This window comes from Acidovorax cavernicola, from assembly GCF_003581445.1.
Genome location: NZ_QXMN01000063.1, coordinates 1 through 24623, shown reverse-complemented (window position 1 = coordinate 24623; position 24623 = coordinate 1). Strand labels below are relative to the sequence as shown.

General features: G+C 67.2%; 30 protein-coding genes. 17 read left to right on the top strand and 13 right to left on the bottom strand.

Translation table 11 applies throughout. The features are described 5' to 3' along the window. From D3H34_RS29225 to gstA, 5 genes are all read right to left on the bottom strand, one after another. Positions 1–817, bottom strand: an 817-nt coding sequence (locus D3H34_RS29225) for a type VI secretion system Vgr family protein (RefSeq protein WP_286186413.1), incomplete at its 3' end; no start/stop codon positions are given. Positions 818–1026: 209 nt separating this feature from the next. After that, on the bottom strand, positions 1027–2130 hold the full coding sequence (locus D3H34_RS29220) for an alkene reductase (RefSeq protein ID WP_119558147.1): 1104 nt from the start codon (positions 2128–2130) through the stop codon (positions 1027–1029). 86 nt (positions 2131–2216) lie between these two features. Next, complete coding sequence (locus tag D3H34_RS29215; RefSeq protein WP_119558145.1) at positions 2217–4049, bottom strand: acyclic terpene utilization AtuA family protein; 1833 nt, start codon at positions 4047–4049, stop codon at positions 2217–2219. Then, positions 4046–4840, bottom strand: coding sequence for an enoyl-CoA hydratase/isomerase family protein (locus D3H34_RS29210; RefSeq protein ID WP_119558143.1), 795 nt, complete (start codon positions 4838–4840; stop codon positions 4046–4048). Before D3H34_RS29210 ends, D3H34_RS29215 begins: the two co-directional genes overlap by 4 nt. A gap of 141 nt (positions 4841–4981) precedes the next feature. Next, complete coding sequence (gstA, locus tag D3H34_RS29205) at positions 4982–5590, bottom strand: glutathione transferase GstA (protein ID WP_119558141.1); 609 nt, start codon at positions 5588–5590, stop codon at positions 4982–4984. Positions 5591–5779: 189 nt separating this feature from the next. Here gstA and D3H34_RS29200 point away from each other — a divergent pair, with 189 nt between their 5' ends. From D3H34_RS29200 to D3H34_RS29160, 9 genes are all read left to right on the top strand, one after another. Then, positions 5780–5965 carry a DUF1328 family protein gene (locus tag D3H34_RS29200; protein ID WP_047784513.1) on the top strand — a complete coding sequence of 62 codons (186 nt, stop codon included), beginning with the start codon at positions 5780–5782 and terminating at the stop codon, positions 5963–5965. Between the two features lie 35 nt (positions 5966–6000). Continuing rightward, entirely contained in the window at positions 6001–6870 is an 870-nt protein-coding gene (locus D3H34_RS29195; protein WP_119558139.1) for a transglutaminase-like domain-containing protein, read from the top strand. 198 nt (positions 6871–7068) lie between these two features. Then, positions 7069–9021 (top strand): tRNA uridine-5-carboxymethylaminomethyl(34) synthesis enzyme MnmG, encoded by a 1953-nt coding sequence (gene mnmG / locus D3H34_RS29190; protein WP_119558137.1) that lies wholly within the window; start codon positions 7069–7071, stop codon positions 9019–9021. Beyond that, positions 9018–9662 carry a 16S rRNA (guanine(527)-N(7))-methyltransferase RsmG gene (rsmG, locus tag D3H34_RS29185; RefSeq protein ID WP_119558135.1) on the top strand — a complete coding sequence of 215 codons (645 nt, stop codon included), beginning with the start codon at positions 9018–9020 and terminating at the stop codon, positions 9660–9662. Before mnmG ends, rsmG begins: the two co-directional genes overlap by 4 nt. A 113-nt stretch (positions 9663–9775) precedes the next feature. After that, entirely contained in the window at positions 9776–10390 is a 615-nt protein-coding gene (locus D3H34_RS29180; RefSeq protein WP_119558133.1) for a LysE family transporter, read from the top strand. A 29-nt stretch (positions 10391–10419) separates the two neighbouring features. Continuing rightward, positions 10420–11337: a ParA family protein gene (locus D3H34_RS29175; protein ID WP_119558132.1), complete on the top strand. Its 918-nt coding sequence runs from the start codon at positions 10420–10422 to the stop codon at positions 11335–11337. Positions 11338–11395: 58 nt separating this feature from the next. Further along, positions 11396–11941, top strand: a complete 546-nt coding sequence (locus D3H34_RS29170) for an RBBP9/YdeN family alpha/beta hydrolase (protein WP_119558130.1) — start codon at positions 11396–11398, stop codon at positions 11939–11941. After that, a complete protein-coding gene (locus D3H34_RS29165; RefSeq protein WP_119558128.1) occupies positions 11941–12894 on the top strand; it encodes a ParB/RepB/Spo0J family partition protein in 954 nt (317 codons plus the stop codon). Before D3H34_RS29170 ends, D3H34_RS29165 begins: the two co-directional genes overlap by 1 nt. A 123-nt stretch (positions 12895–13017) precedes the next feature. Further along, positions 13018–13917, top strand: coding sequence for a CsgG/HfaB family protein (locus tag D3H34_RS29160; protein ID WP_119558125.1), 900 nt, complete (start codon positions 13018–13020; stop codon positions 13915–13917). Positions 13918–14006: 89 nt separating this feature from the next. Here D3H34_RS29160 and D3H34_RS29155 read toward each other — a convergent pair whose 3' ends face one another. Beyond that, positions 14007–15431: an FAD-binding oxidoreductase gene (locus tag D3H34_RS29155; RefSeq protein ID WP_119558123.1), complete on the bottom strand. Its 1425-nt coding sequence runs from the start codon at positions 15429–15431 to the stop codon at positions 14007–14009. Between the two features lie 76 nt (positions 15432–15507). Between D3H34_RS29155 and D3H34_RS29150 the strand changes: the two genes are divergently transcribed. The 4 genes from D3H34_RS29150 to D3H34_RS29135 all read left to right on the top strand — a co-directional run bounded on the left by D3H34_RS29150 (position 15508) and on the right by D3H34_RS29135 (position 17638). Then, positions 15508–16008, top strand: a complete 501-nt coding sequence (locus D3H34_RS29150; RefSeq protein ID WP_119558120.1) for a DinB family protein — start codon at positions 15508–15510, stop codon at positions 16006–16008. Between the two features lie 20 nt (positions 16009–16028). Continuing rightward, entirely contained in the window at positions 16029–16619 is a 591-nt protein-coding gene (locus D3H34_RS29145; protein ID WP_119558118.1) for a cob(I)yrinic acid a,c-diamide adenosyltransferase, read from the top strand. 14 nt (positions 16620–16633) lie between these two features. Next, positions 16634–16993 carry a hypothetical protein gene (locus D3H34_RS29140; protein WP_119558116.1) on the top strand — a complete coding sequence of 120 codons (360 nt, stop codon included), beginning with the start codon at positions 16634–16636 and terminating at the stop codon, positions 16991–16993. Positions 16994–17113: 120 nt separating this feature from the next. Further along, on the top strand, positions 17114–17638 hold the full coding sequence (locus D3H34_RS29135) for a class IV adenylate cyclase (protein WP_119558114.1): 525 nt from the start codon (positions 17114–17116) through the stop codon (positions 17636–17638). Here D3H34_RS29135 and D3H34_RS29130 read toward each other — a convergent pair. After that, on the bottom strand, positions 17605–17982 hold the full coding sequence (locus D3H34_RS29130; RefSeq protein ID WP_119558112.1) for a MerR family transcriptional regulator: 378 nt from the start codon (positions 17980–17982) through the stop codon (positions 17605–17607). The genes D3H34_RS29135 and D3H34_RS29130 overlap by 34 nt on opposite strands. 96 nt (positions 17983–18078) lie before the next feature. Between D3H34_RS29130 and D3H34_RS29125 the strand changes: the two genes are divergently transcribed. Next, a complete protein-coding gene (locus D3H34_RS29125; protein WP_119558110.1) occupies positions 18079–18540 on the top strand; it encodes a hypothetical protein in 462 nt (153 codons plus the stop codon). Here the strand turns inward: D3H34_RS29125 and D3H34_RS29120 are convergent. Further along, positions 18518–19159 carry a GDSL-type esterase/lipase family protein gene (locus D3H34_RS29120; protein WP_119558108.1) on the bottom strand — a complete coding sequence of 214 codons (642 nt, stop codon included), beginning with the start codon at positions 19157–19159 and terminating at the stop codon, positions 18518–18520. The genes D3H34_RS29125 and D3H34_RS29120 overlap by 23 nt on opposite strands. 169 nt (positions 19160–19328) lie before the next feature. On the opposite strand from D3H34_RS29120, the gene D3H34_RS29115 reads away from it, so the two are divergent. Continuing rightward, entirely contained in the window at positions 19329–19751 is a 423-nt protein-coding gene (locus tag D3H34_RS29115) for an RcnB family protein (protein WP_119558105.1), read from the top strand. Positions 19752–19842: 91 nt separating this feature from the next. Here the strand turns inward: D3H34_RS29115 and D3H34_RS29110 are convergent, their stop codons facing one another. Next, on the bottom strand, positions 19843–20106 hold the full coding sequence (locus tag D3H34_RS29110) for a hypothetical protein (RefSeq protein ID WP_119558103.1): 264 nt from the start codon (positions 20104–20106) through the stop codon (positions 19843–19845). Between the two features lie 113 nt (positions 20107–20219). Further along, positions 20220–21164: a CysB family HTH-type transcriptional regulator gene (locus D3H34_RS29105; RefSeq protein WP_119558101.1), complete on the bottom strand. Its 945-nt coding sequence runs from the start codon at positions 21162–21164 to the stop codon at positions 20220–20222. Positions 21165–21337: 173 nt separating this feature from the next. Here D3H34_RS29105 and D3H34_RS29100 point away from each other — a divergent pair, with 173 nt between their 5' ends. Both D3H34_RS29100 and D3H34_RS29095 read left to right on the top strand, forming a co-directional pair. Next, entirely contained in the window at positions 21338–21940 is a 603-nt protein-coding gene (locus D3H34_RS29100; protein ID WP_119558099.1) for a TetR/AcrR family transcriptional regulator, read from the top strand. A gap of 222 nt (positions 21941–22162) precedes the next feature. After that, positions 22163–23077 (top strand): alpha/beta fold hydrolase, encoded by a 915-nt coding sequence (locus tag D3H34_RS29095; protein WP_119558097.1) that lies wholly within the window; start codon positions 22163–22165, stop codon positions 23075–23077. Between the two features lie 10 nt (positions 23078–23087). Here D3H34_RS29095 and minE read toward each other — a convergent pair whose 3' ends face one another. From minE to minC, 3 genes are all read right to left on the bottom strand, one after another. Next, complete coding sequence (gene minE, locus D3H34_RS29090) at positions 23088–23366, bottom strand: cell division topological specificity factor MinE (RefSeq protein ID WP_119558095.1); 279 nt, start codon at positions 23364–23366, stop codon at positions 23088–23090. A gap of 2 nt (positions 23367–23368) precedes the next feature. Next, positions 23369–24184 carry a septum site-determining protein MinD gene (minD, locus tag D3H34_RS29085; protein WP_056574723.1) on the bottom strand — a complete coding sequence of 272 codons (816 nt, stop codon included), beginning with the start codon at positions 24182–24184 and terminating at the stop codon, positions 23369–23371. Between the two features lie 73 nt (positions 24185–24257). Next, on the bottom strand, positions 24258–24623 hold a 366-nt coding region (gene minC / locus D3H34_RS29080), incomplete at its 5' end, for a septum site-determining protein MinC (RefSeq protein ID WP_119558093.1).

Here is a 24623-nt window from a genome sequence, read left to right as displayed (position 1 = left end):
TGCTGCTGCCTGCTCCTGCCCCCGCCCCCGCATGGGGCTGGGCGTAGTGGCTGCCCCCGGCTTCGGCATGCCACTGGTAGACCTCGCTCCCGGCTTGCCCGGTGAGGCGCGGATCGAGCCTGGAGACGCTCAGATCGGCCCTGGGCCGGGTGTAGTCGTAGTCCCGGGTGGCATACGCCCCGCTGGTGAGCGAATGCGCGGGCACGAAGCTGTGGATGTACTCGGCATCGATCTTCCAGCCCGGAGCGTGGTACTCGACCTTCGCGTACAGCGGATCGCAGCCGGCATAGGCGCCCATGGCGTCCGAGAGCACCAGGCGGTGCTTACCCTGCGAGTGCTCGAAGTGGTAGCTGATGCCCCACTCCTGGCACAGGCGCACAAAGAAGGCGAAGTCGCTCTCGTTGAACTGGGTCTGGTAGTCGCGCACGGGGTAGTGCTCGAGCAGGCGCTTGTCCACGGGGAAGGCATAACCCGAGAGCAGCGCATCCAGGATCTGGACGACATCGAGGTCCTGGAAGATCCGGCAATCGGTGCGCAGGGTGGCCAGGTGCAGCCAGGGGCGCAGGGTGAGCTTGTACTGGAGGTGGCGGCCTTCCTCGCCCCACAGGGCGGCGTCGGTGATCAGGGCGTTGATCTGGCGAGGCCCAACGGTAGAACCGTCCAGCTCGATCTCGCAGCTGATCTCACGGCCGATGAACGCATCGAGGTCGAAGTCGGCGGTGAGGGAGACACCGGACAGGGCCAGTGCATCGGGGGTCTTGAGCAGCAGTTCGTAGGCAAACAGGCCATTGAGACCCTCATGACCGGACAGCCGCACGGGCTCCAGTGCGGCCTGGCCAAGAACAACGGGGATCGCGGCGGAGGAAACAGACAGCGTGCGCGGCATCGACGACTTCCCGGGGAGGACAAGAGGTCGGCGCAGTCTGCAGGGACTGCGCAGCGCACACTGCGAACAATCGTCACCTCACGCGCTGCTCGCCGAAAAGGGCGGCGCAAGCGCGAAGAAGTTGACGACTGAAGTCCGGCTCAGCCCAGCGCAGGGTAGTCCGTATAGCCCTTCACACCCCCCCCGTACATCGTGGCCTTGTCCAGCTCGTTCAGCGGTGCGTTCTCGCGCAGGCGGCGCACGAGGTCGGGGTTCGAGATGAAGGGCTTGCCGAAGGCCACGAGGTCGTCGCCTTCCTTCACGGCTTCTTCGGCCAGGGGGCGGTCGTAGCCGTTGTTGACCATCCAGGCGGCCTTGCCGCCCGCGGCGCGGTAGGCGGCCTTGAGGGCTTCGTAGTCGAAGGGGCGGTCGGCGATTTCGCGCGGGCCGCCGGTGGCGCCTTCGATGATGTGGATGTAGGCCAGGTTCAGCGGCGCGAGCTGCTTCACGACGTAGGTGAAGAGGGGCTGGGGGTCGCTGTCGAAGGCGTCGTTGGCGGGCGTGACGGGCGACAGGCGGATGCCGGTCTTGCCGCCGCCGACCGCGTCGACCACGGCGCGCGTGGACTCGAGCAGCAGGCGCGCGCGGTTCTCGATGGAGCCGCCATAGTCGTCGGTGCGCTTGTTGCTGCCGTCCTTCAGGAACTGGTCGAGCAGGTAGCCGTTGGCGCCGTGCAGTTCCACGCCGTCGAAGCCCGCAGTCTCGACGGCGCTGCGCGCGGCCACGGCGTAGGCGTGGACGATGCCGGGCAGCTCGGCCGCATCGAGTGCGCGCGGCTCGGAGGTCTCGACGAAGGTCGGCACGCCGTCCTTGATGAGCACGGTCTTCGTCTTGGCGGTGATGGCCGAGGGCGCGACGGGCTTGCCGCCACCGGGTTGCAGTTCGGTGTGCGAGACGCGGCCCACGTGCCACAGCTGCACGACGATCTTGCCGCCCTGGGCGTGCACGGCGTCGGTCACGCGTTTCCAGGCGTCGAGTTGCTCGGTGCCGTAGAGACCGGGCACGTCGGAGTAGCCCTGGCCTTGGTGGCTGATGGCGGTGGCTTCGGTGATGAGCAGGCCGGCACTGGCGCGCTGGGCGTAGTAGGTGGCGGCGATGTCGGGCGGGATCGCATTGGGCGAGCGGTTGCGCGTGAGCGGCGCCATCACGATGCGATTGGCGAGCTTCAGGTCACCGGCCTGGACGGGGTCGAAAAGGGTGGACATCGCGGATGGAGGGAGCAGAGTTGAAACAGGCGCAAGGCTAAGCCGCCCGTCTCAACCCTGCTGTCGCACGGTTGTCCCGATTGGTGCTAGGCAGGCAACGCCGCCAGCAACGCCGGGCTCACGCGCACGGGCAGCGCCAGCAGGATCTGTCCCATGCCCTTGCCCAGCGGGTCGTTGCGCAGCGAGGCCATGCCGCCACCGCCGAGCGCCTGTTCACACACGAAGTTGAAGGCGTGGATGCCGGGCACTTCGTGGCGGGTGACGCGGCCTTGCACCAGGTGCGCGAGCCATGCGGCCACACGCGCTTCGGTGAGCTGTGCGCGCAGCAGCGGCAGCAGGTCGGGATGGCGCGCGATGACGCCGATGTTGGAGGTGTCACCCTTGTCGCCGCTGCGGGCCCATGCGAGGCGGATCAGCGGGACTTCGATGGCGTCGTCGCCGGGCGTGGCCAGGGGAAATGCATCGGCGGCATGCGCGGGGCGCTGAGCATCGGGGACGGCGACGGTCGCGGGCACATCGACGGGCTGACCGTCGATGCGCACCTGCGGGCTCACACGCACCTTGTCGAGCAGGAACGCGTACTGCCGGATCGAGGGCGACACCGACGCGCGTCCGCCGCCCGCGCCCGTGGTGCCGGGCGCCCACGAGGTGCCGGCCGGTGCGACCTCGCGCGCGAACAGCTCCAGCGCCTCCTTGCGCGGATGCGTCACCGCGAGGCGCAGCACGGCTTCGCGAATCTGCTGCGCCTGGGTCTGCGCATGCGGCCCGTAGCAGGACTCGGCGCCGAGCACCTCGAGCTGCGTGCCGCTGTAGGGCCCGATGCCCTGTTGCGCGAAGAGGGCGCCGGTGCGCGCGAGGATCGCCTCGCCGGTGCGCCGCGCCTTGGCCACGGCGTCGAAGCCGACGATCGTGAGTTGCGCTGCCGTCTTGAAGCCGTCGACATACGTGGCGCAGACCTTGTAGCTGTCGGTGGGTGCACGGCCCTGCGCGCCATGCACACGCACGCGATGTTCGCCTGCCTGTTCGATGCGCACCTGCGTGAAGTCGGCCACCACGTCAGGCAGCAGGTAGGCCGCGGGGTCGCCGATCTCGTAGAGCATCTGCTCGCCCACGACGGCGGGCGTGACTTTGCCGCCGGTGCCCGCAGGCTTGGTGACGACGAAGCTGCCGTCGGCGCTGCATTCGACGATGGGATAGCCGATGTTCGGCCAGTCGGGCACGGTGTCCCAGTCGGTGTGCAGGCCGCCGGTGGCCTGGCAGCCGCATTCGATGATGTGGCCCGCCAGGCTGCCCGCGGCGAGGCGGTCGTAGTCGCCGGGCTGCCATTGGAATTCGTGCATCAGCACGCCGAGCGTGACGGCCGAGTCGACACAGCGCCCGGTGATGACCACCTGCGCGCCCGCGTCGAGCGCGGCCTGGATCGGGCGCGCGCCCAGGTAGGCATTGGCGCTGAGCACGCGCTCGGGCAGGGGCGCGCCGCTTTGCAGTTCGCGCACGGGCGGTTGCGACTGGCGCAACTCCGGCAGCAGCGGCGACACGTCGTCGCCGCTGACTACGGCGATCTTCAGCGCGACGCCTTGCTCGGCGGCCAGTGCCGCGAGCGCATCGGCGCAGCCTTGCGGATTGACACCGCCCGCGTTGCTCACGACGCGGATGCCCTGTGTCACGACATCCTTCAGCACGGCTTTCATGGCGACCGAGACGAAGTCGGTCGCGTAGCCCAGCTCGGGCTTCTTGAGCCGCGCGCCCGCGAGGATCGACATGGTGAGTTCGGCGAGGTAGTCGAACACGAGATAGTCGATCTGCCCGCTGGCCACGAGCTGCGGTGCACCGACGCTGCTGTCGCCCCAGAAGCCGGAAGCGCCGCCGATGCGGACGATGCGTTCGTTGTGGTGGTGGTTGCTGCGACTGCTGTTCATCGGCCGCTCCATTGCGGCTTGCGCTTCTCGCGGAAGGCGAGCTGGCCTTCCGCTGCATCTTCGGTGAGCGCGAACAGGCCGATCTGGCTTTCGGTGAAGGCCATCGACTCTTCGAAGGCCATGGCCTCGATCTTCTTCATCGTGTACAGGCCGCGGCGGATGGCAGCGGGCGATTTGTCCAGCAGGCGGCCGAGCAGCCAATCCACGCTTTCATCGACGTCGTCGCTCACGCGGTTCACAAGCTTGAGTTCGAGCGCCTGCGCGGCGTCGATCGGTTCGCCGGTGATGCACATCTCGGCCAGCACGCGGCGCGGCAGCAGGCCGCCGAGCACGCTGAGCACCTGCGCAGGAAACACGCCGACCTTCACCTCGGGCAGGCCGAACACGGCCTGGCGGCTGGCCACCGCCATGTCGCACATCGCCATGAGGCCCATGCCGCCCGCCATGCAGGCGCCGTTGACGCGCGCGATGAGCGGCACGGTCGATTGCCGCGCCTGGCGAAAGAGGTTGGCCATGCCCTGGTAGGGCGCGGCGTAGTCGAACTTGAAGGAGGTGCCGCTTTGCAGGTCGGCGCCCGCGCAGAAGGCGCGCGTGCCGGCACCGGTGAGCACCACGGCGCGCACGGCGGTGTCGCGGTTGGCGCGGGTCAGCGCATCGGACAGGCCTTCGAGTACGGCCGCGTTGATGGCGTTGCGGCGCTCCTGGCGGTCGATGGTGAGCCACATGACGGGCCCGCGCATCTCTTCGCGCAGTTCGGCGGGGGATGAAGAAGGAGGGGGAGATTCGGACATGGACGGCTCGGCTTCCTGATGACGGATGCTCGAGCGTCGCCCGAAAAAAAAGCCGCGGCATGCGGCTTGTGGCTGTGGTGATCCGGGTTTTCCCTTGGTGGGGCCGGATCGCAGCTTGCGTCGCGTTCTGCGCGCTTCGGCTTACTTCAGCAGGCCTTCGGCCTTCATTGCTTCCTGAACGGCGGGGCGGGCGCCCACGCGGGCATGCCAGGCCAGCAGGTTGGGGAAGCCCGAGATGTCCAGGCCGGTGGGCTTGGACCAGTTGGTGACGGTGAACAGGTAGCCGTCGGCCACGCTGAAGTGCTCGCCCATCAGGTACTGCTTGGCGGCGAGTTCGCTGTCGAGCCACTGGAAGCGCGCCTTGAGCTTGTCCTTGGAGATGGTCTTGGCTTCTTCGGGCATGGCCGGGTTGAACAGCGGGCTGAAGCCCTTGTGCATCTCAGTGCCGATGAAGGTCAGCCATTCCTGCAGGCGGTAGCGCGCCATCGTGCCGTTGGCGGGGGCCAGGTTCTTGGTGGGGGCGAGGTCGGCAATGTATTGAACGATGGCCGGGCCTTCGCGCAGGCGGGTGCCGTCGTCGAGTTCGAGCATGGGCACGTAGCCCAGCGGGTTGATGCCGTAGTAGTCGGTGCCGTCCTGCAGCTTGTGGCTCTTGGTGCTGGCCATCACGGGCTCGAAGGCGATGCCTGCTTCGTGCAGCGCGATGTGAGGCGAGAGCGAGCAGGCGCCGGGCGAGTAGTACAGCTTCATTCGAAAAACTCCAATGGATAAAAGAAAAAGATCTGTGCGACCGGAAGGGATGCTATCGGGTTTGGCCGCCTTGCGTTTTTGTCCTACGGTGGCTCGCGCGCGCCGACTATCGGACGGTCTGCCGGTGCTTCCTACAGTCCGGACACGGCGGCGCATGCCTGCCGCAAGGCAACAAAGGAGTGGTTCACCATGCTCAAGTACGCGATCATTTTTGCGGTCATCTCGCTCGTGGCGGGGCTGCTGGGCTTCGGCGGTGTGGCGGCGGGTGCGGCAGGCATCGCCAAGCTGCTGTTCGGCCTGTTCCTCGTGCTGGCGGTGCTGTTCGTGGTGCTGGCCGCGCTCGGGGTCGGGGCGGTGAAGAAGGCGATCGATTGACCGCACTGCCGCATGCTGCGCCGTGGGCTCCCGCCATGCACCTGTCGCACATCGACCTGCGCCTGGACTACGAGGTGGATGCACCGGCGCACCTGCGGCTGAACATCGAAGCCACGCGCACGGGTGCGCAGACGGTGCTGTCCGAGACGCTGAGCATCGAGCCGCCACCGGTGCGACGGCAGGCGGGCTGCGAGCCCGACAGCGGCAATCGCTTCGTGCGCTTCGACGCCCAGCCCGGGCCGCTGACCATCGCCTACCGCGCGACGGTCCGGCGTCCGGCCGTTCATGTGCCGGCCACCCTGCCCGAGGTGCCGGTGAACCAATTGCCGGACGCCGTGCTGGGCGACCTGCTGCCCACGCGCTATTGCGAGTCGGACCTGCTGGCCCGCTGCGCGCAGCAGCTCTTCGGCGACCTGCCACCGGGTATCGGCCGGGTGCAGGCGATTGCCGACTGGATCCACGAGAGCATCGTCTACGTGCCGGGCAGCAGCGATTCGACGACCACGGCGCGCGAGGTGTTCGTGCAGCGCGCCGGCGTGTGCCGCGACTTCGCGCACCTGGGCATCACCTTCTGCCGCGCGCTCAACATTCCGGCGCGGCTGGTGGTCGGCTACGTGTGGTTCGACGAACCGCCACAGGATTTCCATGCCGTGTTCGAAGCCTGGCTCGGCGGGCAGTGGGTGCTGTTCGATCCGACGCGCATGGCGCCCGTCGATCGGCTGGTGCGCGTGGGCACCGGGCGCGATGCGAAGGACGTGGCCTTCTCGACGATCTTCGGCGCCGTGCGCATGACCGACAAGAAGCTGGCGGTGCGTGAACTGCAGGACGAACGGGTTGCGCCGGCTCGCACGCCGGCACCCAGTGGTGAGCTGCGAGGCATCGAGAAGCCTGAACCGGTGCTGTGACCCGTCTCAAATCACCGCCCAGTGCGAATTGTTTGCTATTAAATATATAGCAATTAAATCAATAAAGACGGGGCTTCAGGCCAATTTTGGCGTGGCTCCCTAGCTTGTCCACACAGGGGTTGCGGCAGGGCATCGCCGCTTAAAATTAGTGCCCTTTTTTTGCGCTGCGCACGCGTCTGTGGTGCGCCTCTTTTTCCAATGCTGTACCCCGAAGAATTCGATGTGATCGTCGTCGGCGGTGGCCATGCCGGCACCGAAGCCGCGCTCGCCGCCGCGCGCATGGGCGCCAAGACGCTGCTGCTCTCCCACAACATCGAGACGTTGGGGCAGATGAGCTGCAACCCGTCGATCGGCGGCATCGGCAAGGGCCACCTCGTGAAGGAGGTCGATGCGCTCGGCGGCGCGATGGCCATTGCCACGGACGAGGCGGGCATCCAGTTCCGCATCCTCAATTCGAGCAAGGGCCCGGCCGTGCGCGCCACGCGCGCCCAGGCCGACCGTGTGCTGTACAAGGCCGCGATCCGCCATCGCCTGGAAAACCAGCCGAACCTGAGTCTGTTCCAGCAAGCCGTCGACGACCTGATGATCGAAGGTGACCGTGTGGTCGGCGCCGTCACGCAGGTGGGCATTGCCTTCCGCGCACGCACCGTGGTGCTGACCGCCGGCACCTTCCTCGACGGCCGCATCCACGTCGGCCTCGACAACTACCAGGCCGGCCGCGCGGGCGACCCACCGGCAATCAGTTTGTCGGCACGCCTGAAGGAACTGAAGCTGCCGCAAGGGCGCCTGAAGACCGGCACGCCGCCCCGGCTCGATGGCCGCAGCATCGATTTCTCGAAGTGCACCGAGCAGCCCGGCGACGGCATGCCCGGTGGGGCAGGGCCGATGCCGGTGTTCAGCTTCATGGGCAAGGTCGAGATGCACCCGCAGCAAATGCCGTGCTGGGTGACGCACACCAACCAGCGCACGCACGACATCATCCGTTCAGGCTTCGACCGCAGCCCGATGTTCACCGGCAAGATCGACGGTGTGGGTCCGCGCTACTGCCCGAGCGTCGAGGACAAGATCAACCGCTTCGCCGACAAGGACAGCCACCAGATCTTCCTGGAGCCCGAAGGCCTGACGACCAACGAGTACTACCCGAACGGGATCTCGACCAGCCTGCCGTTCGACATCCAGTACCAGCTGGTGCGCTCGATGCCGGGGCTGGAAAACGCCCACATCCTGCGCCCGGGCTACGCCATCGAGTACGACTACTTCGACCCGCGCGAACTCAAGAGCAGCTTCGAGACCCGCGCGATTCGCGGCCTGTTCTTCGCCGGGCAGATCAACGGCACCACCGGTTACGAAGAGGCGGCGGCCCAGGGCTTGTTCGCCGGCATCAATGCCGCGCTTCAATGCCGTGGCGAAGACACCTGGCTGCCGCGCCGCGACGAAGCGTACCTGGGCGTGCTGGTCGACGACCTGATCACCAAGGGCGTGACCGAGCCGTACCGCATGTTCACCAGCCGCGCCGAGTTCCGGCTGCAGCTGCGCGAGGACAACGCCGACATGCGCCTGACCGAAGCAGGGCGCAAGCTGGGCCTCGTGGACGACGCCCGCTGGGATGCGTTCAGCCGAAAGCGCGATGCTGTTTCACGTGAAACAGAGCGACTCAAGTCGATCTGGGTGAACCCCCGCAACCTGCCGGCAGCCGAGTCGGAGCGTGTGCTGGGCAAGGCCATCGAGCACGAATACAACCTGGCCGACCTGCTGCGCCGGCCTGATGTGGACTATGCGACCCTGATGACATTGGACGGCGGCAAGTACAGCGCTGCCTCCGCGCTGAGTGCGCCCGAGATCGAGCAGATCGAAATCTCGGCCAAGTACTCCGGCTACATCGAGCGCCAGCACGACGAAGTCGAGCGCGCCGCCCATTTCGAGAACCTGAAGCTGCCGGTCGATTTCGACTACGGCCAGGTCAAGGCCCTGAGCTTCGAAGTGCGCCAGAAGCTGGACAAGCACCGGCCCGAAACGCTGGGGCTGGCATCGCGCATCTCGGGTGTGACGCCCGCCGCAATCTCGCTGCTGATGATTCATCTGCGAAAGGGCGGGCACAAAGCCTTTGCCCGCGATGCCGCCGCCGACACTGCCACCACCACCGCACCATGAGCGCGACACCCCTCGACACGCTGCGGGCAGGCGCAGCCGCCCTGGGCGTGGCCCTGTCCGACACGCAAGCCGAACAGCTGCTGGCCTACGGCACGCTGATGCTCAAATGGAACAAGGTCTACAACCTGACGGCCGTGCGCGACCCGGCCGGCGTGATGACGCACCACCTGCTCGACAGCCTCGCCGCCGTCGCTCCCTTGCAGCGCGAGTGGACAGGGAAGGGCAGGCTGCTCGACGTCGGCTCCGGCGGCGGGCTGCCGGGCGTGGTGATCGCGATCATGCGACCCGACATCGAAGTCAGTTGCCTCGATGCCGTCGCCAAGAAGGCCGCCTTCGTTCAGCAAGTGGCCGCCGAATTGGAGCTGCCGAACCTGCGCGGCGTGCACGCGCGGGTCGAATCGCTGGCCGGCAGCTATGAGGTCATCAGCTCGCGCGCTTTCGCTTCGCTGCCCGACTTCTTCAACGGCTCGATGAATCTGCTGGCACCGGGCGGTGTCTGGCTGGCCATGAAGGGCAAGCTGCCGACCGATGAACTCGCCGCCTTGCCTGCTGGCGTCGCAGTGTTTCACGTGGAACAACTGACCGTGCCGGGTTTGGACGCCGAGCGCTGCATCGTCTGGGCGCGCAAAGAGACGGTTTGATTCATAAAAGATGCTCCGGCGCCGGCAAAAGCCGGTGCCGGAGCAATCTTCCCAGCGCCGGCCTGCCTTAGACTCGAAGCCTCCCCCTGGCTCTCTTTTTCGAGGCAAATCCCATGTTCGGCATCGCTGACTACGGCGCATTCGTCGCCGCCATCGTCCTGTTTCTTCTGATTCCCGGCCCGGGCAATCTGGCGCTGATCACCTCGACCAGCAAAGGCGGGATTCGTGGCGGTCTGGCGGCGACCTTCGGCGTGATCATCGGGGACCAGTTCCTGATGTGGGCGGCGGTGGCGGGCGTGTCCGCCGTGCTGGCCGCTTATCCGGCCGCATTCAAGGCAGTGCAATGGCTGGGCGCTGCCTACCTGGCGTGGCTCGGCCTCAAGATGCTGTTGGCCAAGCCCGGTGCGGCGCCGATCCTGAACATCCGCCCGAGCCATTTCCTGCGCCAGGCGCTGACGATCACCCTGCTGAACCCCAAGGCGATCGTGTTCTACATGGCCTTCTTTCCGCTGTTCGTCGATCCGGCGCGCCACCAGGGCCTCATCACTTTCGGCGCCATGGCCGTGACCATCGCCGCGCTGACCTTCCTGTACGGCCTGACCTCGACGCTGCTCACGCACTTCCTGGCAGAACGCATCCGCGCCAATCCCCGCATCTCGGCCACGCTCGAAAAGCTGGCTGGCACCTTCCTGATTGCCTTCGGCATCAAGCTCGCGATCTCGCGCTGACCGACCCCGACGACCCGCACTGACGACACATGGCCAAGATTTTCTGCATCGCCAACCAGAAGGGCGGCGTCGGCAAGACCACCACCACCGTCAATCTCGCCGCCGGCTTGGCCAGGGTAGGCCAGCGCGTGCTGATGATCGACCTCGATCCCCAGGGCAATGCGACCATGGGTTCGGGCATCGACAAGCGCCAGCTCGAACTCACGGTGTACGACGTGCTGCTCGAATCGGCCTCGGTGGCCGAAGCGCGGGTGAAGTCCGACAAGCTCATCGAGGCGGAAGCCAGCTACGACGTGCTGGGCGCCAACCGCGAATTGGCGGGAGCCGAAGTCGAAATGGTCGCGCTCGACCGCCGCGAAAAGCGTCTGCGCACCGCGCTGGCCGCGGTCGGTGCCGAGTACGACTTCGTGTTGATCGACTGCCCGCCGAGCCTGAGCCTGCTGACGCTCAACGGCCTGTGCGCGGCCCACGGCGTGATCGTGCCGATGCAGTGCGAGTACTTCGCGCTCGAAGGACTGACCGACCTAGTCAACACCATCAAGCAGGTGCACGCCAATCTCAACAAGAACCTGCAGATCATCGGCCTGCTGCGCGTGATGTTCGATCCGCGCATCACGCTGCAGCAGCAGGTGAGCGAGCAGCTCAAGTCCCACTTCGGCGACAAGGTGTTCGACACCGTGATTCCGCGCAATGTGCGCCTCGCCGAAGCACCGAGCTACGGGTTGCCCGGTGTGGTGTTCGATCCTTCGGCCCGTGGCAGCCAGGCCTTCATCAGCTTCGCCGAGGAGCTGGTCGCCAAGATGCCGCCTGCCAGCGCGTTCACCTCGGGTGCGGCCGCGCCGCCGGTCGAACCTGCGCCCCGTGTGGTGCCCGACTTGCCGATTCCCGACGATGTGCTGGCCGCTGCGCCGTCCTCCGTCGCCGACACCGATTCCAACCCTGCCTGACACCCGCCCACCTTGCTCATGAGGCGAGGTGTGCTATCAAGTTCGTAGCAAAAAAGCCATGAGTGAACCTCGCATCCTGTTGCTGCCCGGATGGCAGAACAGCGGCCCCGGCCATTGGCAGACCCGCTGGGAGTCGGTCTACGGCGACCACCGCGTCGACCAGCACGAGTGGATGCGACCGCTGCGCGGCGACTGGTCGGCGCGCCTCGAAGAAGAAGTGCTGGCCGCCCCGGGCCCCGTGGTGCTGGCCGCGCACAGCCTCGGCTGCATCCTCACCGCCGCCTGGGCTGCTCATTCGCGCCACACGCACAAGGTGCGGGGTGCGCTGCTGGTGGCGCCCGGCGACCTCGAGCGTGACGACCTGCGCCAGCTGATTCCCGGCTGGGCACCGATCGTGCGCAAGCCCTTGCCGTTCCCGGCGGTGCTGATCGCCGCCAATGACGACCCGTATTGCGAAGCCTCGCGCTCGAAGCAGCTGGCCAGCGACTGGGGCGCACGCTTCGTCGACGCCGGCAAGGGCGGCCACCTGAACGCCGAATCCGGCCTGGGCGACTGGCCCGAAGGCCGGCAACTCCTGAACGACCTCTCGAAAGACACGCACTGATGGCGACCAAGAAACCCAAGGGCCTGGGCCGCGGCCTCGAAGCGCTGCTCGGCCCGACGGCCGCACCCTCCGCCGACCACGGCGGTCCGCTCGGCGGCACCTCGGCAGAAGAGGGCGGTGCACCCCAGAACCCCAACACCCTGAAGCTCGACCAGATGGTGGCCGGCGTCTACCAGCCGCGCACCCGCATGGACGAGGGCGCGCTCTACGAGCTGGCCGAGAGCATCAAGGTGCAGGGCATCATGCAGCCGATCCTGGTGCGCCGGCTCGATGCCGAATCGGCCGCGGCCAAGAACGCCGAATACGAAATCATCGCGGGCGAGCGGCGCTTCCGTGCCGCCAGGCTCGCGGGCCTGGACACGGTGCCGGTGCTCGTGCGCGATGTGCCCAACGAGTCCGCGGCGGCCATGTCGCTCATCGAGAACATCCAGCGCGAAGACCTCAATCCGCTGGAAGAAGCTCAAGGCCTGCAACGCCTGGTCACAGAGTTTGGGCTCACTCACGAAATGGCGGCCCAGGCCGTGGGCCGTTCACGCAGCGCTGCCAGCAACCTGCTTCGCCTGCTGAACCTGGCCGAGCCCGCGCAGCTGATGCTGATGGCCGGCGACATCGACATGGGCCACGCGCGCGCGCTGCTGTCGCTCGACCGCGGCACGCAGATCACCGCCGCCAACCAGATCGCCGCCAAAAAGATGTCGGTGCGCGAGGCCGAGGCGCTGGTGAAGAAGCTCGCGGCCGAGTTCACGCTCACGCCCTCGCGGCGCGGCAATGCCGGCGAGAAGTCGCGCGACCTGCAGCGCGTGGAAGAAGAGCTGGCCGACCTGCTCACGGCCGAGGTCGAGGTGCGCATCAAGAAGCGCACGAAGCGCGGCGAAAGCGGCGAGCTGGCGATCCACTTCGGCTCCATCGAGGCGCTCAACGGACTCATCGAGCGCATCCGCCGAACGGCCTAGTTTCTTTTGAGAAGACGGACCCTCGCGTTCGTTTGATTGATTCCTGCAATCCTTTGCGCGTATCCTCGATCGCGGTTTTTTCACCTTTGCAAAAACACCGCCATCGAACCGAGGGAGTCGACCATGCCGTTCTTCGCCACCAAATTCCCGCTCGCTGCCGTCGCGGTCGGCGCGTTGCTGCTCACGGGCTGCGCCACCACCGACATGCAGATGGGCAGCCAGTCCGCCAAGACCATGGCCACGGGCAGCGCCGCCGGCGGTGCCACGTCGGGTGAAAGCAGCCAGCTCGAGCGCTGCGAGTCGCCGCTGGGCACCGTGTCGCTGGTCGAGAACGTCAATGCCGGCTGGTACACGATCCTCACGGGTGAGTACCGCCTGCCACCTACTGCAAATCTGTTGCGTTTGCTGGTGCAGCAGTCGAACTGCTTCGTGGTGGTCGAGCGCGGTGCGGCCGGCATGAATGCCATGACGCGTGAACGCGCGCTGCAGCAGTCGGGCGAGATGCGCGGCGGCAGCAACTTCGGCCGCGGCCAGATGGTCGCTTCGGACTACGGGCTGTCGCCCGAGATCGTGTTCAGCAACAGCGATGCCGGCGGCATCGGTGGTGCGCTCGGCGGCCTCGTGGGCGGCGGCCGTGGCCGCGCCATCGCAGCCATCGGCGGCAGCATGCAGACCAAGGAAGCCAGCGCGCTGCTGACGCTCATCGACAACCGCTCGGGCGTGCAGGTCGCAGCGGCCGAGGGCAGCGCCTCCAAGACCGATTTCGGCGCCTTTGGTGGCCTGGCCGGTCGCAGCGGCGCCGGTGGCCTCGGCGGCTACACCAACACCGCGCAGGGCAAGGTGATCGCCGCAGCCTTCATGGATGCCTTCAACCAGATGGTCCGTTCGCTGCGCAACTACAAGGCACAGACCGTGCGTGGGCAGGGCCTCGGTGGCGGTGGCCGCCTGGGCGTGGACGGCGGTGCGGCGCCGTCGCAGACCTACGTGCCGCCGGAGCCGGCACCGGCACGTCGCCGCAGGTAAGAGAACCAGAACCCGTCGGCCTTCGGGCCAACGAAAAAGCCCGGCGCTCTCGCGAGTCGCCGGGCTTTTTCATGTGTGATCGAGAGGGATCAGAGGCTGAAGATCTTGCCGGGATTCATGATGTTCTTCGGATCGAGCGCGCGCTTGATCGTGCGCATCATGTCGATCGCGCCCACGCCGGCCTCGGTCACCAGGAAGTCCATCTTGTGCAGGCCCACGCCGTGCTCACCGGTGCAGGTGCCTTCGAGCGCCAGCGCGCGGCTCACCAGCGCGTGGTTCAGTTCCTCGGCCTTCACGCGCTCTTCGGGGATGTTCGGGTCGAGCAGGTAGCCGAAGTGGAAGTTGCCGTCGCCCACGTGGCCGACGAGGAAGTAGGGGATGCCGCTGGCGTCGGCCTCGGCCACCGAGTCGAGCAGGCAGTCGGCCAGGCGCGAGATCGGCACGCAGGTGTCGGTGGAGATCACGCGGCAGCCCGGGCGCGACTGCACGGCCGCGAAGTAGCTGTTGTGCCGCGCGGTCCACAGGCGCGTGCGTTCTTCCGGTGTGCTGGCCCATTCGAAGGCGTTGCCGCCGTGGCCGCTGGCGATCTCCTGCACCGTCTCGGCCTGCTCCTTCACACCGGCCGGCGAGCCGTGGAATTCCATCAGCAGCATCGGCTCTTCGCGCAGGCCCAGCTTGGCGTAGGCGTTGACCATGCGCACCGTGTTCACGTCGATCAGTTCGACGCGCGCGATCGGCACGCCCAGCTGGATCGTCTCGATGGTGGTGCGCACCGCGGCCTCGATGCTCGGGAACGAGCAGATCGCCGCCGACACCGCTTCGGGCAGCGGGTAGATGCGCAGCGTGACCTCGGTGACCACGCCCAGCGTGCCTTCGCTGCCCACCATGAGGCGCGTGAGGTCGTAGCCGGCCGACGACTTCTTGGCGCGCGTGCCGGTGCGGATGACATCGCCGCTGGCCGTGACCACTTCGAGCGCCAGCACGTTCTCGCGCATCGTGCCGTAGCGCACCGCGTTCGTGCCGCTGGCGCGCGTGGCCGTCATGCCGCCGATGGAGGCGTCGGCGCCCGGGTCGATGGGGAAGAACAGGCCCGTGCTCTTGATCTCTTCGTTGAGCTGCTTGCGCGTGACGCCCGGCTGCACGGTCACCGTGAGGTCGTCGGCGTTGATCGACAGCACCTGGTTCATGCGCGACACGTCAATGCTGATGCCGCCCTGCACCGCGAGCAGGTGGCCTTCGAGCGAAGAGCCCACGCCGAAGGGGATGACCGGCACGCTGTGTTCGCTCGCGAGCTTCACGGCATCGGCCACGTCCTGCGTGCTCTCGGCGAACACCACGGCCGAGGGCGGTGGCGCGTCGAACGAGGACTCGTCGCGACCGTGCTGCGTGCGCACCGCCATCGCCGTGGAACAGTTGTCGCCGAAGCGCGCCTTCAGCCCGTCGATCAGGGCCGCGGGCACATCGCGCAGATGAAGCGCCGGCATCAGATGCGAAGTGGAAGTCGGGGCGTTCATCGGGCGTCTCCTGGAGGGGCTGAGGGGGATCGGTCATTTTACGGAGCGCGCACCATAATGCGCTTCGGTAGAAGACATGAACCCCACGACCCTTGCAGCCCTTGCGGCTTTCCCCTCGCAGCTCGAAGCCCACTACGCGGCCATTCCCGAGGCTTTCCGGCATTGGGCGCCGCCTTCGCGGGAGGGCGTGCCCAGCGAGGCCTTCACTGCCATCGAGCAGCTGTGCCATGTGCGCGACATCGAGATCGAGGGCTACCATGTGCGTTTCCGGCGCACGCTTGCCGAGGCCCATCCGACGCTCGCATCGATCGACAGCGAACCGCTGGCCATCGAACGCAACTACGGCGCGGCCGATGCCGCGACAGTGCTTGCCGAGTTCCGCCTGGCGCGCGTGCAGACGATGGAGATCGTCTCGCAGCTGAGCGACGCGCAGCTCGCGCGCACGGCCGTGTTCGAGGGCTACGGCCCGCTCACGATGCGCAGCCTCATTCATTACCTCTGCAGCCACGACCAGCAGCATCTTGCAGGCCTGCAATGGCTGGCCGGCAAGATCGACGCATCGACGGTCGCGCTGTAGGCAACCCCACAGGAGCCTTCATGGGCAACCGACTCTCACAGATCGCCACCCGCACCGGCGACGACGGCACCACCGGCCTGGGCGACAACACCCGCGTGCCCAAGGACCATCTGCGCGTGCACGCGATGGGCGACGTGGACGAACTCAACTCACACATCGGCGTGCTGCTGTGCGAGCCGCTGCCAGAGCCCGTGCGCGAGCTTCTGGTCGACGTGCAGCATCAGCTCTTCAACCTCGGCGGCGAGCTCTCGATGCCCGGTTTCACGCTGCTCAAGCCGGAGGCGCTGCTGCAGATCGACAACGCACTGGCCGACCACAACGCCGCATTGCCGCGCCTGGCCGAATTCATCCTGCCGGCCGGCACGCGCGCGGCCTCGCAGGCGCATGTGTGCCGCACCGTGGCGCGGCGCGCCGAGCGCGCGGTGGTGTCGCTGGGCGCCAGCACTGAACTCAACGATGCGCCGCGCCAGTACCTCAACCGGCTCAGCGACCTGCTCTTCGTGCTCGCGCGCGTGCTCAACCGCATGAACGGCGGCGATGACGTGTACTGGAAGAGCGAGCGCATGGCGCGCGCCGCAGCCGCAGACACCGTCGACGAACCCAACGACTGACAAGGAGGTTCCCCATGACCACTTCATTCCAATCCCTGGCCCTCGCAGCGGCAGGTGGTGCCTTGCTGATGCTGGCCGCGACCACCGCGCAGGCGCAGAGCGCCGACAACCCGCCCCAGGCGGAACGCGCCCACACCATCAAGTCGCCATCGCGCAATGGCAAGGTGGTGGGCGGCGTGCAGCGCGGCACCAATGCCGCCGGCCGTGGCGTCAACCGCGCCGATGCGGCCACGCGCCGCGGCGTCGCCAACGTGTCGGAGAAGGCCAGTCGGCCCGTGCGTAACGTCGGTGAATCCTTCGGACGCAAGCTGGCACCGGGCTCCAGCGGACGCGCGGCACCGCCGCCTGTGGGGCCGCAGGGCAACGCGCCTTGATCATCGACCGCGTCAATCCAGAAACACCGCGGAACCGGCTCTGCCGGGCCGCAGGTGTTGCCCCCGGACGGGGGTTGGCGAAGCGACACGAAGTGCGCGCAGCCTGGGGGAGATCCTGATATGGCGAGAAACGTAGAGATCAAGGCTCGCATCGACAGCGTCGATCGCATCGCAAGCATCGTCGCGACACTCGCCGACCAGGGGCCCATCGAGATCGCGCAAGACGACACCTTCTTCCGCTGCGCCCACAGCGCCGACCGTCTCAAGCTACGCACCTTCGCGCCCGATCGCGCCGAACTCATCTTCTACTGCCGCGCCGACAGCAGCGGCCCGAAGGAATCGTTCTACCTGATCACGCCCGTCACCACGCCCGACGCGCTGCGCGAATCGCTCACGCTCGCCTGGGGCCAGGCCGGCCGCGTGCGCAAGCAGCGCCGCCTGTTCTTGGTGGGCCGCACGCGTGTGCATCTGGACCGTGTCGAAGGGCTCGGTGAATTCCTCGAACTCGAGGTGGTGCTGCAGGAGGGCGAGCCTGCCGACGCCGGCGTGGCCGAAGCCCATGCGCTCATGGCCCGGCTCGGTGTGACCGAGGACCAGCTGGTGCAGGGCGCCTACGTCGACCTGCTGCGCGCGCAGGCCGCCTGAGCCATCGGGCAGCCGGCGGGCACGCGCTTCAGCAGGTCCTGCCGCAGCGCGTTCAGCTCGGCGATCTTCTGGTCGATGACCGCGACCTTGTCGGCCAGCAGCGCCGCGATGGCTTGATCGGGTGCGGCCGATTCCCACACCGCGGGCAGGTTGTCGCCGATCTCGTGGAGGCTGAAGCCGAGCTTCTGCGCGGTGCGGATGTAGCCCACCATCTGCACGGTTTCCTTCGCATAGACCCGGTAGCCGTTGCCGCCGCGTTGCGCGCGGATCAGGCCGCGCTCTTCGTAGAAGCGCAGCGTGTCGCGACTCAAGCCCGTCGCCGAAGCCAGCTGGCCGATCTGCATGGTCTGTGGTCCTTCTTTGAAGAATGTGCTTGACCCTGGAGCGTACCCGAGGCTTTAGCTTCCGGGGCTTCTTCACTCCCTGCAGGGCTCTTCTTCATGATCGCGCTTCCCACCTACCAACGCATCGTCCGCGCCAGTGCCTGGTACGACCTCGTGGTGACCATCGGCTTCGCCACGCCATGGACCTTTGCCGCAGTGCACGCTCTGCTGCTGTGGACCATCCAGACGCTGCAGCTGCCGGGCAGCTTTCCGGCCTTCGACCCGGTGCACATGTTGATGGCCAACCTGCTCGGCTCCGTGGTCACCGTCTGGGCCGTGCTGCGCATCCGCGATCCGCGCTTGCGCTATGGCCGCTATGACGCCGTGGCGCGCTTCCTGTTCGCCACTTGGCAGGCCTACGCTGTGACGCAGGGGGCCAGCGTGATCGTCCTCGGCTTCACCGCGATGGAACTGCTGTTCGGCGTGCTGGAGAGCCTGCCGGTGCGTGGTGCCACAGCGCGCGAATCGACGCGCTCCGACGACCGCGCCACAGCCCTCAGCGCCAGCCCGCAGCCTTGAGCTGGTCGGCCAGCTGCTCCGCCACCTTGGCGTAGCCCTGCGCGTTCGCGTGGATGCGGTCCGAGCGCAGGGCCGCATCCGACAGCACGCTCGAATACACACCGGCGACGAGCAGCGCCTGGCCCGACTTCGCCACCTCTTCATAGAACGGCGCGTCGCTGAGCGAGCCGACCACCGCGCGCATGGCATCGGGCGCGGGCGTGGCCAGCACCGCCACATGCGAGGTGTGCGCGCGCGCCTGCTCGATCAGCGCCGCGAGGTTCTCGCGCGTGCTTGCAGGCGACACGCCGCGCAGCATGTCGTTGCCGCCGATGCCGATCAGGATCGCGTCGTAGCTGCCGGCGGACAGCAGCGCGGGCAGGCGCTGCAACGCACCCGCCGACGTGTCGCCGTTGACGCCCGCGTTCTCCACCTGCCATCCCGTGAGCTCGCCCAGCTTCGCGGGCCAGGAGGTCTCCGGCGACGCGCCATAGCCGAAGGTCAGGCTGTCGCCCAGCGCCAGCACGCGGGCGTCCGCCTTGAGGGCGTTGGCGGAAGAGGCCTTTCGTTTGCCGCACGCGGCAAGCAGGGCGGTGGCCGGCACGCCGGCCAGCAGCTGGAGGAGGTGACGTCGTTTCATGTGGCGCGCAGCTTAAGCCAGCGAAGCCCGAAAGACGCATGAAGGACGAGACGCCGTACGGATACCTGCGCTTACCGGATTTCATCGGACGGCGACCTGATGCACCCGAAGCGGACACATGCGCTGCCCAGAATGAAGCCGTCATCACACACCAACAAAGGAGTTCCAGATGATCTTCCGTACCAAGCGCCTGACCACTGCCGCCGTTGCGGCGCTCGCAATGTCCCTGGCGGCTGGAAGCGCGCTGGCGCAAGATCGCCGGGGCGACGACCACCGTCCCGGCGGCGGCCGCTACGAGCAGCGCGACGATCACCGCGCGCATCGCGGTCCCCACGCCGGCTACCGCGGCGACCAGGACTTCCGCGACGGGCGCCAGTTCGATCGCCGCGGCTTTCCGCAGCCGCACACCGAGTGGCGCCGCGGCGGTCGCGTACCGATGGAATACCGCGGCCGCAACTACGTGGTGAACGACTGGCGCGCCTACCGCCTGCAGCAACCGCCGCGCGGCTACCAGTGGGTGGGCGTGGGTGGCGACTACGTGCTCGCGGCCATCGCCACGGGCCTGATCGCGCAGATCATCGCGGGCCAGTAAGCCTCTTCATTCTCCGCATGCGAAAACCGCCACAGGTGACTGTGGCGGTTTGCTTTTTTGGGGAGGAGAGACGAGCGGGCTTGTCTGCCTGTCAGGCCACCGCGGTGGCGGCCGACTGGGCACACACGTTGCGCCCGGTGATGGTGAGGCGCAAGCCGCCGCCATGCCATTCGAGCCAGTTGAGATCGACGTAGGCATCGATGTCGTGGTCGTCGATGCGATCGGCCTGGCGGCTTTGCAGCAGTTCGACCGTGGCGGGCAGCGCACGTTTCAGGCGTTCGCGTTTCTCTGCTGCGTCTGCCGCCTTCTGGGCGGCCCGGGCGGCCTGTTGCTGCTGCTGCGAAGTCGATGCCATTGCTGATCCGTTTCGGGAGCCAAGGAATTAACCCGAATGTACGCCGCTTGTGTGAAGCTGCATGCATTCTTTTCAACCCTGGAGCCCAAAGTGTCGATTTCGTGGCACAAGAACTAAATCTCGTAGTGAGAAGCCTTGACCTCGTCGCCCAAGGCCTTCTCGACAATGGCGCGCGTCAGCGTCGGCGCGAATGATTCGATGAAGGCGTAGACGTATTTGCGCAGGTAGTTGCCGCGCCGCACCGCGAGCTTGGTGAGGTTGATGCCGAACAGCCGCCCCGCATCGAGCGCGCGCAATTGCGTGTCGCGTTCGGCCTCGTAGGCCACGCCGGCGACGATGCCCACACCCAGGCCCAGCTGCACGTAGGTCTTGATGACGTCGGCGTCCATCGCGGCCAGCACGATGTTGGGCTGCAGGTCGCGCTGCTCGAAGGCCTCGTCGATGCGCGAGCGGCCCGTGAAGCCCGTGTCGTAGGTGATCAGCGGGTACTGCGTGAGCGCTTCGAGCGTGAGCGGCGCATCCAGCAGCGGGTGCCTGGGCGGCACGATCACCGAGTGCGTCCAGCGATAGCAGGGCAGGGCGACCAGCTGCGGGTAGTCGCCCAGTGCCTCGGTGGCGATGCCCACGTCGGCCTCGCCGTCGAGCAGCATCTGCGCGATCTGCTTGGGCGAGCCCTGGTGCAGGTGCAGTTTCACGTTCGGGAACTGCGCACGGAATTCCTGCACCGCCACGGGCATCGCATAGCGCGCCTGCGAGTGCGTGGCCGCCACCGAGAGCAGACCGCTTTGCTGCGCGACGAACTCCTGGCCCGCGTGCTTGAGGTTGCTGCTCTCCATCAGCATGCGCTCGATGATCGGCAGCACATGGCCGCCGGGCTCGGTGAGGCCCGTGAGCCGCTTGCCGGCACGCACGAAGAGCTCGATGCCGAGCTCTTCCTCGAGTTCGCGGATCTGCCGGCTCACGCCGGGCTGCGAGGTGTGAAGGGTGTGGGCGACCTCGGTCAGGTTGAAGCCGCAACGAACGGCCTCGCGTACCGAGCGCAGCTGTTGGAAGTTCATCTGGCGCGAGGAGGTGAAAGGTCCGGACCCCGGACGGGGCCGACCGGCGATTCTCGGCAGAAGTGCTTATGCGGGGAACGATGCGTTTGTTGGTTTCACATGAGCAAAACATCTATGAAGCCATTCTGCGTGGGGATCTTGATGTTTCGCACGACTGTGCTAAAGTTCGCCGCATGGACGCCAAGACCCAGAAAAGCGAACTCACCCGCGCCGCCATCGTCGGCGCGGCGATGCATCTCGCGCTGGCCGAAGGGCTGGAGGCGATCTCGCTGCAGGCCGTTGCGAGCCGGCTGGGGCTGTCCAAGAGCGGCGTGTTCTCGCGCGTGGGTTCGCGCGAGGCGCTGCAGAAGGCCGTCATCGAGGAGTACGGCCGCGGCTTCCTGGCCGAAGTGTTCGTGCCCGCCATGCAGAAGCCCAAGGGCCTGCCGCGCCTGAACGACATCGTTGCGCGCTGGATCGCCCGCACGCGCGACGTGGAGGCCCAGACCGGCTGTCTCTACGTGGCCGGCGCCTTCGAGTTCGACGACCGCGAAGGCGAGCTGCGCGACCTGCTGCTCGACGAGATCACGCGCTGGCGCGCCGCGCTGCGCCGCACGGTGCTGCAGGCGGTCGAGACCGGCGAGCTCAAGGCCGACACCGATCCGGCCCAACTCGTCAGCGAGATCAACGGAATCATGATGAACCAGCTGCACGACGCGCGCTTCTTGCGCGACGGACATGCGGCCGAGCGCGCGGGCTTGACCTGGCAGCGCCTTCTTTCCAGCTACCGCGCCTGAGGCGCATCCGCAGACGACGATTCATTGCCTCTTCGTTTGCCTTAATTTCGCACCATCGTGCGATAAAAAAGGAGAAGCCCCATGCTGATCATTGCCCTCTTTCTCGCCGCCTATGCGGCCCTCCTCGGTGTGCGCGGCGTGCAGGACACGCTGCGCAGCCTGCCGTGCAGCAATCAGGACTGGGTCTGGTACTGACTGAGCCTCTCAAAGAAAGCCTTCCCCATGACAAGCACCACCAGCACCACCGCCCCTCCCGGCTACTACAGCGCCAGCCCGCTGATGCGCGCGATGCGCTTCGGCCTCGGTGCCTCGCAGCGGGTGTGGCCCGCGCTCGGCGTGCGCGCGGCCTACCGCGTGTTCGGCACGCCGCTGCCACCCAAGTGGTTGTACCGGGGCCAGCACCCCGGCGCCGACTGGCGCCGCGAGGCCTGGTCGTTCGAGGACGCGAACCTCGGCATCTACCACCTCGCCGCGCAGGACTCGGGGGCCGAATCGGCGCCGGTCGTGCTGCTGGTGCACGGCTGGGGCGGCCATGCGGGCCAGATGCTGCCGCTGGCGCAAGCCGTGGCCGCGCAGGGCCTGCGGCCCGTGCTGCTGGAGATGCCGGCGCACGGCCGCAGCGCCGGCACGGCCAGCAACCTGCCGCAGTTCGCGCGGGCCATCGACTACGTCACGGCGCGGCTCGGTGCCGACGGCCATGTGCTGCGCGCGGCCATCGCACATTCGCTGGGGGCCAATGCGCTGGCCTATGCGGCGGGGCGGGGGTTGCCGACCGAACGGCTGGTGCTGCTGGCGCCGCCGGCTTCGCCGCGCGAGTACACGCGCTACTTCGCGCAGGTGTTCGGCCTCAGCGAGCGCACGCGGGCCGGCATGCAGCGCCTCATCGAAGCGCGCGAGGGCATCCTGATGCAACAGCTGGAGCCCGCCGCCGTGGGGCCGCGCATCGCGCAGCCGACGCTGATCGTGCATGACCGCGACGACCGCGTGAACCGCTTTGCCGATGCCGAGGCATTTCGTGATGCGATCGCCGGGGCAAGGCTCTTTCCCACGCAGGGATGGGGCCACCGCCGCATCCTCAAGGAGGCGGCGGTGCTGGACCAGGTGGCACGCTTCGTGGTGGCGCCGCCCCGGTCCTGAAGGCCGGGGTTCAGCGCGCCGGCACGGGCGCCGGATCCGGCAGTTCGATCTTGATGTCCAGCACTTCGAGGTCGTCCTGCTTTTCCAGGTGGACCTTGATGTCGTCGGCGTTGATCGACACGTACTTGGAAATCACCGCCACCAGCTCGCGCTGGAGCTCCGGCAGGTAATCGGGGCGCTTCTTGCCGCTGAGGCTGGAGCGCTCGTGAGCGAGGATGATCTGCAGGCGCTCCTTGGCAACGCTCGCAGTCTTCTTCTTCTCACCCAGCAGGAACGAGAGAAACGACATGCCTACTTGCTCCCGAAAATCCGTTTGAAGAAGCCCGGCTTCTCGGCTTCGACGAAGCGCATCGGCTTGTCTTCGCCAAGGAAGCGTGCGACCACGTCGCTGTACGCCTGGGCCACGTCGGTGTCCTTGTCGTGGATGGCGGGCACGCCCTGGTTGGAGGCGTGCAGCACGCTTTCCGACTCGGGGATCACGCCGATCAGCTTGATGCGCAGGATGTCCTGGATGTCTTCCAGCGAGAGCATCTGGCCGCCGGCCACGCGGTTCGGGTTGTAGCGGGTGATCAGCAGGTGCTCCTTGATCGGCTCGCCGCCGTCCTTGGCGCGCTTGGTCTTGCTGCTGAGCATGCCCAGGATGCGGTCCGAGTCGCGCACCGAAGAGACTTCGGGGTTGGTGACGATCAGCGCCTCGTCGGCGAAGTGCATCGCCATCATGGCGCCGGTCTCGATGCCGGCGGGCGAGTCGCAGACGATGTAGTCGAAGTCCATGGCGGCCAGGTCGGTCAGCACCTTCTCCACGCCTTCCTGCGACAGGGCTTCCTTGTCGCGCGTCTGCGAGGCGGCCAGCACGAACAGGTTGTCGCACTGCTTGTCCTTGATGAGCGCCTGGCTCAGGTTGGCTTCGCCCTGGATCACGTTGATCAGGTCGTACACCACGCGGCGTTCGCAGCCCATGATGAGGTCGAGGTTGCGCAGGCCCACGTCGAAGTCGATCACGGCCGTCTTCTTGCCGGCGAGCGCAAGGCCCGACGCGAAGCTGGCGCTCGTGGTCGTCTTGCCGACGCCGCCCTTGCCCGAGGTCACCACCACAATTTTGGCCATCGCCATTCCTTCTTGTTTCGATTCAGTTGTCGATTGATGTTCGGCGTCGCCGCGTTCCTGTTCCTGCGTCATCTCAGGGGATCGCGTCGATCGCTATCTTTTTGCCGTCCAGGCGCACCTGGGCGGGCTTGCCGAGCACGGGCTCGGGCAGCGGCACTTCGTTCGTGCGGTAGATGCCGGCGATCGCCACGAGCTGCGCTTCCATGCAGGTCGAGAAGATCCGCGCCTCGGTGTTGCCGCGCGCACCGGCAATGGCCTTGCCGCGCAGCGGCGCGTACACATGCACGTTGCCGTCGGCGATGACTTCGGCGCCGAAGCTCACGATGGCCGTCACCACCACGTCGCCGCCGCGCGCATACACCTGCTGGCCCGAGCGCAGCGGCTTGTCGATCAGGAGCGTGCCGTTGGCCGGCACCGACACCTCGCGCACGATCTGCGG

Bases quoted from the DNA above. Each gene is read 5' to 3' on its own strand.
- D3H34_RS29220 (WP_119558147.1), bottom strand. From the start codon at position 2,130: ATGTCCACCCTTTTCGACCCCGTCCAGGCCGGTGACCTGAAGCTCGCC.
- D3H34_RS29215 (WP_119558145.1), bottom strand. From the start codon at position 4,049: ATGAACAGCAGTCGCAGCAACCACCACCACAACGAACGCATCGTCCGC.
- D3H34_RS29210 (WP_119558143.1), bottom strand. From the start codon at position 4,840: ATGTCCGAATCTCCCCCTCCTTCTTCATCCCCCGCCGAACTGCGCGAA.
- gstA (WP_119558141.1), bottom strand. From the start codon at position 5,590: ATGAAGCTGTACTACTCGCCCGGCGCCTGCTCGCTCTCGCCTCACATC.
- D3H34_RS29200 (WP_047784513.1), top strand. From the start codon at position 5,780: ATGCTCAAGTACGCGATCATTTTTGCGGTCATCTCGCTCGTGGCGGGG.
- D3H34_RS29195 (WP_119558139.1), top strand. From the start codon at position 6,001: ATGCACCTGTCGCACATCGACCTGCGCCTGGACTACGAGGTGGATGCA.
- mnmG (WP_119558137.1), top strand. From the start codon at position 7,069: ATGCTGTACCCCGAAGAATTCGATGTGATCGTCGTCGGCGGTGGCCAT.
- rsmG (WP_119558135.1), top strand. From the start codon at position 9,018: ATGAGCGCGACACCCCTCGACACGCTGCGGGCAGGCGCAGCCGCCCTG.
- D3H34_RS29180 (WP_119558133.1), top strand. From the start codon at position 9,776: ATGTTCGGCATCGCTGACTACGGCGCATTCGTCGCCGCCATCGTCCTG.
- D3H34_RS29175 (WP_119558132.1), top strand. From the start codon at position 10,420: ATGGCCAAGATTTTCTGCATCGCCAACCAGAAGGGCGGCGTCGGCAAG.
- D3H34_RS29170 (WP_119558130.1), top strand. From the start codon at position 11,396: ATGAGTGAACCTCGCATCCTGTTGCTGCCCGGATGGCAGAACAGCGGC.
- D3H34_RS29165 (WP_119558128.1), top strand. From the start codon at position 11,941: ATGGCGACCAAGAAACCCAAGGGCCTGGGCCGCGGCCTCGAAGCGCTG.
- D3H34_RS29160 (WP_119558125.1), top strand. From the start codon at position 13,018: ATGCCGTTCTTCGCCACCAAATTCCCGCTCGCTGCCGTCGCGGTCGGC.
- D3H34_RS29155 (WP_119558123.1), bottom strand. From the start codon at position 15,431: ATGAACGCCCCGACTTCCACTTCGCATCTGATGCCGGCGCTTCATCTG.
- D3H34_RS29150 (WP_119558120.1), top strand. From the start codon at position 15,508: ATGAACCCCACGACCCTTGCAGCCCTTGCGGCTTTCCCCTCGCAGCTC.
- D3H34_RS29145 (WP_119558118.1), top strand. From the start codon at position 16,029: ATGGGCAACCGACTCTCACAGATCGCCACCCGCACCGGCGACGACGGC.
- D3H34_RS29140 (WP_119558116.1), top strand. From the start codon at position 16,634: ATGACCACTTCATTCCAATCCCTGGCCCTCGCAGCGGCAGGTGGTGCC.
- D3H34_RS29135 (WP_119558114.1), top strand. From the start codon at position 17,114: ATGGCGAGAAACGTAGAGATCAAGGCTCGCATCGACAGCGTCGATCGC.
- D3H34_RS29130 (WP_119558112.1), bottom strand. From the start codon at position 17,982: ATGCAGATCGGCCAGCTGGCTTCGGCGACGGGCTTGAGTCGCGACACG.
- D3H34_RS29125 (WP_119558110.1), top strand. From the start codon at position 18,079: ATGATCGCGCTTCCCACCTACCAACGCATCGTCCGCGCCAGTGCCTGG.
- D3H34_RS29120 (WP_119558108.1), bottom strand. From the start codon at position 19,159: ATGAAACGACGTCACCTCCTCCAGCTGCTGGCCGGCGTGCCGGCCACC.
- D3H34_RS29115 (WP_119558105.1), top strand. From the start codon at position 19,329: ATGATCTTCCGTACCAAGCGCCTGACCACTGCCGCCGTTGCGGCGCTC.
- D3H34_RS29110 (WP_119558103.1), bottom strand. From the start codon at position 20,106: ATGGCATCGACTTCGCAGCAGCAGCAACAGGCCGCCCGGGCCGCCCAG.
- D3H34_RS29105 (WP_119558101.1), bottom strand. From the start codon at position 21,164: ATGAACTTCCAACAGCTGCGCTCGGTACGCGAGGCCGTTCGTTGCGGC.
- D3H34_RS29100 (WP_119558099.1), top strand. From the start codon at position 21,338: ATGGACGCCAAGACCCAGAAAAGCGAACTCACCCGCGCCGCCATCGTC.
- D3H34_RS29095 (WP_119558097.1), top strand. From the start codon at position 22,163: ATGACAAGCACCACCAGCACCACCGCCCCTCCCGGCTACTACAGCGCC.
- minE (WP_119558095.1), bottom strand. From the start codon at position 23,366: ATGTCGTTTCTCTCGTTCCTGCTGGGTGAGAAGAAGAAGACTGCGAGC.
- minD (WP_056574723.1), bottom strand. From the start codon at position 24,184: ATGGCCAAAATTGTGGTGGTGACCTCGGGCAAGGGCGGCGTCGGCAAG.